At 59.1% G+C, this 4,955-nt stretch carries 4 protein-coding genes and 1 pseudogene; 3 read left to right on the forward strand and 2 right to left on the reverse strand.

All coding sequences use genetic code 11. The features are described 5' to 3' along the window. Window positions 1-352: FAD-binding oxidoreductase (locus JWR14_RS12700; RefSeq protein WP_299706821.1), on the forward strand; the 352-nt coding region annotated here is incomplete at its 5' end. Window positions 353-1,195: 843 nt separating this feature from the next. Beyond that, window positions 1,196-2,230 carry a glycosyltransferase family 4 protein gene (locus JWR14_RS12705; protein ID WP_299706830.1) on the forward strand — a complete coding sequence of 345 codons (1,035 nt, stop codon included), beginning with the start codon at window positions 1,196-1,198 and terminating at the stop codon, window positions 2,228-2,230. Between the two features lie 296 nt (window positions 2,231-2,526). On the opposite strand, the gene JWR14_RS12710 is transcribed toward JWR14_RS12705, so the two are convergent. Further along, window positions 2,527-2,742 carry a DUF2795 domain-containing protein gene (locus JWR14_RS12710; protein WP_299706824.1) on the reverse strand — a complete coding sequence of 72 codons (216 nt, stop codon included), beginning with the start codon at window positions 2,740-2,742 and terminating at the stop codon, window positions 2,527-2,529. 104 nt (window positions 2,743-2,846) lie between these two features. Continuing rightward, window positions 2,847-3,268: pseudogene (locus JWR14_RS12715) on the reverse strand (CBS domain-containing protein). Between the two features lie 400 nt (window positions 3,269-3,668). On the opposite strand from JWR14_RS12715, the gene JWR14_RS12720 reads away from it, so the two are divergent. After that, window positions 3,669-4,748 carry a glycosyltransferase family 4 protein gene (locus JWR14_RS12720; RefSeq protein WP_299706827.1) on the forward strand — a complete coding sequence of 360 codons (1,080 nt, stop codon included), beginning with the start codon at window positions 3,669-3,671 and terminating at the stop codon, window positions 4,746-4,748. The last annotated feature ends 207 nt before the right edge of the window (window positions 4,749-4,955 follow it).

Here is a 4,955-nt window from a genome sequence, read left to right on the forward strand (position 1 = left end):
TCCCCGCAATCTCGTCGAAAGAATGCGCAAGCGTATGGTCAACGTGTTTCCACAGTTGGAAGATCTTGCAATCGACCACGCTTGGGGCGGCTTCGTCGATATCACCATGAACCGCGCACCACATTTCGGGCGGATCCGGCCTGATATCTTTTTCCTGCAGGGCTTTTCCGGACATGGACTGGCGCTCGCTGGCATGGCCGGAAAGGTTGCCGCAGAAGCTATCGCCGGACAGGCCGAAAGACTAGACCTATTCGCGAGGGTCAAACACCGTCGCTTTCCAGGTGGGGCCTTGATGCGCACGCCCGCGCTGGTGCTCGGGATGCTCTACTATCGCATGCGCGACATACTCTAATCGAGCGTCTCTCCATCGCGGAGACCGAAGCAAGGAAAATGAGTGGTTTCGAGATGGTGTCCTCGGTCCCTGCCAACAATATGTTGTCTCGGGTGCAGCGATACGTTGGCCCCGCTCAGAGCTCGCATCCACGTTAACGACCGTAAATTGCACGCCCGTGGTTAACTGCTCCGGCAGTATTCTCGGGGAGTCGCACCGCCAGGCGGATTGTTGAGCGTTGCCGTTCGCAATGCGGACGACTTCAACCATGGAAGCCGTGCATCTTCGCGCGGTTTGGCCTGACGTCGCGCGTCAAGCAACGATCGCGATGGAAGTCACAGGACAGGAAGCGGGACGCTTCGCCGGTTTAGCGCATGTCCTGCGCTCCGCATGCCGGGATCATCGCCAGTACGGTAGCAGGCGGGACCTTGTATCTTTATGCTCGGATGAGGAACCGGTTATAGCGCACCGCCTGTTATGCCGGGCAACGCCACCCGGAGGGAATTGGTGACGATGGGTCCGGCATAGTCAATGCTGAAGAGTAGGGGCGAGTCTGGTCGATGCAGCGAGTATGCTGACTCTTGCACTAGAGAGCGGATAGGGCCCGACCGATCCGGATGGAGGAAGCATTCGACCTGACCCGCGGCGAAGCTTCGGACAACCCGGAAGCCTTAGGGTTGGGAAACAACCACTGCGACACTTTGTTTGTAGGGCCGGTGACCAGTTCAGATGCGAATGCGATGCTTCGAGATGCGAACAGTGCCGTGCTCTCTTCACCCGTGCACGCCAAGAGAACACAACGGACTTGACGATCGGGCGGTACGGACCACTGCGGCAGGTTGACATGACAAGCGAGGCATGATCATGCGGATCGCCCAAGTTTCGTCACTTTACGAGAGCGTCCCGCCGCAGGCGTATGGAGGCACCGAGCGGGTCGTCTCTTATCTTACAGAGGAACTTGTCCGGCTAGGCCATGACGTCACGCTTTTCGCCAGCGGCGACTCGACGACCGGCGCCCATCTGATCGCTGCTTGCCCGTGTCCATTGCGCCTCATTGAAGGCACGGCCGATCCGCTAGCATGGCACTTTGCAATGCTGGAAAGGGTAGTGCGCCAATCGGCCGAGTTCGATCTGGTTCATTTTCATGTTGATTACCTGCATTTTCCATTTTCCCGCCGCTTGGCTTGTCCGCACCTGACCACCTTGCATTGGCGTCTGGACACCCCCGGTCTTGCGCAGCTTTACCACGAGTTCGCGGACATCCCGTTGATTTCTATTTCCGACGCGCAACGACGGCCCCTACCTTGGTTGAACTGGCAGGCCACCGTCTATCACGGACTGTCCGACCATCTATACACGTTCCGCGAACGGCCGGGAGACTACCTGGCGTTTCTCGGCCGGATTGCGCCGGAGAAACGCCCGGACCGGGCTGTCAAAATCGCGCGCCGCGCGGGCGTACCACTCGTCATTGCGGCCAAGGTCGACAACGGCGATCGATGGTATTTCGAGCATTATATAAAAGACCTGTTCCGCGATCCGCTGGTTAATTTTTGTGGCGAGGTCACCGACTCAAGGAAGGACGAATTTCTCGGCAATGCACGCGCGCTGCTTTTTCCCATCGACTGGCCTGAGCCGTTTGGGCTAGTAATGGTGGAGGCCCTCGCTTGTGGCACACCCGTAATTGCTTTTCGGAACGGCTCAGTTCCCGAAATCATCGACGACGGAGTCACCGGCTTCATCGTGGACAGCGTCGAAGAGGCCGTCGTCGCCGTTGGCCGCACTGGCGAATTGAATCGCCGACGCTGCCGCCAGGCCTTTGAAGAGCGTTTCACTGCCGCCAGGATGGCGCACGCATATCTGGAGACTTACGAGAAGGTGCTAGCAGACCACCGTGGATGAACAAATACAAGGCCGGGGCGAGGGAGAATCGATACGCGTTTTTCGGCTTTGGCGAGGAACGGTTACGGCAAACGGCCGACGGTAGGTAACTGGAGTGCGGTTCTACCCGCTGGGCGCGAGCTCCACCTGCTCGACATCTGCCGACGCCAACGGCCTACGTATCCGGGGCGAATGGTTCAAGCGCTGGCAGAACTCGGGAAGGAACGCCTGATCGCGCCTCGCCGCAGCAGGGACTGGCCGCACCAATTTCGGCCAGCATTCGCCACGCGCGGGGGATCAACGCGCCTGGGAAAGCGCTAATTTTCGTTACCTACGCCTTTCGACACTTCCGCCGGACTCGCATATTCGCCATCGGGGAGCGCCTCGAGCGCAGCCGTAACGTCTTTATCCGCGCCGTTTGAGCGAGCTGTCTCAAGCAGCGTCTGTTTATCCGCGGGATATGACACTCCTTTCAGCGCCTTTTGTACCTCGATAGGCGAACGTGGAGTTTCGCCGTGATTTCGATCAGCCATATGTCCTCCAAATATTTTAGATGGTTCGGCCTGCCCGCCCCGATCCGGGAATGGCGAGGCTCAGTGCCCCGTGCTCGTTGCTGCGTGTTGCCTTTGCTGCTGATTCAGCGATCAGGCCGCGCCGGCTGAGATATTTCGGCCACGGCCTTGGATGCGTCGCCGTCCCTTGCAGCAAGGTCAGCCAAAGCTATCATTCCGTCCAAGTGTTTCGCGCGGTCGACGCAGGAAGGCGGCGTATCTGAGAATCGACCATCTTCTTTTCAACGTCAGCCACATCGTCGTCCTCGTAACACCATTGAACCGGTGCGCTCGACGCCTTGCTTACCCGGCACGAAGGATCGTTTCCGACGGACACCGCACGAACAACGATGTCGCGATCCGTTACCATGCCCACGCGCTTCTGTCCGTCGCAGATGGGCAGATCGCCCACGTTCAGGCGGTCCATCAAGTCCGCTGCCTCACGCAGAGTAGTATCAGGTGCGATCGTTTCCGCATCGCGTGTCATTACTTCCGAAACCATTGTCATAAGGGCCCTCCCCGCAGATTGACGCCGGAACATCCGGCTTTGCTATAGCAGCATTGAGCGTTCCCAAACGCCGAATTCGACAGTGCGGCCTTCCTGTGGTCTACGCTAACAGCGTCGAAAAACTCAGCGCGGCCGGCGGTATTCACCGATCTGACGATGTTTGCTTTTTGGCGAACTGAAACGTGTTCGTCACACGCTGAGTTGCGGTTTGCGGGGCACGGATTCCGAGCACGACTTTTCAAGTAGGGACGCTATCAAGCATCGAGAGCCTGACCAAGCCGGATGACCCCCATCAGACCTACGGACGGGCGATTTTCATCGCTTTACGAGTGCGACGGCGTCCCCGGTCACTGGCACGCACAATGCTCTTGTTGGTTGAACCGACGACCGGTAGTCCACTATGCGAATCGCACAAGTCGCCCCGCTCTACGAGAGCGTTCCACCGTACGCCTATGGCGCTACGGAGCGAGTCGTGTCCTATTTGACGGAGGAATTGGTTCGTCGAGGACATGACGTGACCCTCTTCGCGAGTGGGGACTCCCGCACCCTCGCGAGACTCGTGCCAATCTGCGAGCGTGGGCTTTGGCGCGACGCACGCGTTTGGGACACGCTTACCCATCATTTGCGCCAACTCGACCAGGTGGCCCGCAATGCCGGCCAGTTTGACGTCGTGCACTTTCACGGCGACCCTCTGCATCTGCCATTGACCCGTTCCATGTCCTGCGACTCATTGACCACCTTGCATGGTCGGCTGCTCCCCTCCGATCATGGCCCGCTTTTTCGCGAGTTCGCCGAGGCGCCGCTCGTGTCAATCTCCGACGATCAGCGCGGCCCGATTCCATGGGCGAACTGGCAGACCACGGTGCATCACGGGTTGCCACTGGATGAAATGACATACGAGGAAAAGCCGGGTGAATATCTTCTGTTTCTGGGCCGCATGATGCCGGAGAAGCGGCCCGATCTCGCTATTGAAATCGCACGACGAGCTGGCTTGCCGCTGAAGATGGCGGCCAAGATTCATCCGGGCGAGCGAGACTATTTTTGGCTTCAGATAGAGCCGCTGTTGCGCGAATGCCGCGGATTTGTCGAGTATCTCGGAGAGGTCGGCGGGTCGGCCCGCAAAGAGCTGATCGCGAACGCTCGCGCGCTGTTGTTCCCGATCGAATGGCAGGAGCCATTCGGGATGGTCATGATCGAGGCAATGGCCTCTGGGACGCCGGTCATTGCGTTTAGCCGCGGTGCGGTCCCAGAGGTGCTCGAACATGGGATCAGCGGTCTTATAGTCGACGGCGTGGACGAGGCGGTGGGCGCTGTCGCAAACATCGGCGATCTGGATCGCGCGGGTTGCCGACGAGAGTTCGAGCAACGTTTTACCGCCGCTCGCATGACCGACGATTACTTGGCGGTGTATGACCGGCTGCTTGCTGCACGCACGGCGAGCGCGCAGGAGTTGGAACGCCTGCGGCTGATGGCAAGATAGCCTCGGGCACTCACAGATCGCAACGGCACGCGAAAGAATCACTCGCTACGTGTGCACAGCGGATCAAGATCAAGGCATTGATGCCCGCAGCCGTAACAAGCCGGAGAGAGGTGCAAGATGCGCTTCATTGCATTGGCAAGTGACTATGACAACACGCTGGCGACAAACGGCCGCATCGACGCTGAAACGTTGAAGGCCTTGCACAGA

Source organism: Caballeronia sp. (assembly GCF_028292365.1).
Lineage (GTDB): Bacteria > Pseudomonadota > Gammaproteobacteria > Burkholderiales > Burkholderiaceae > Caballeronia.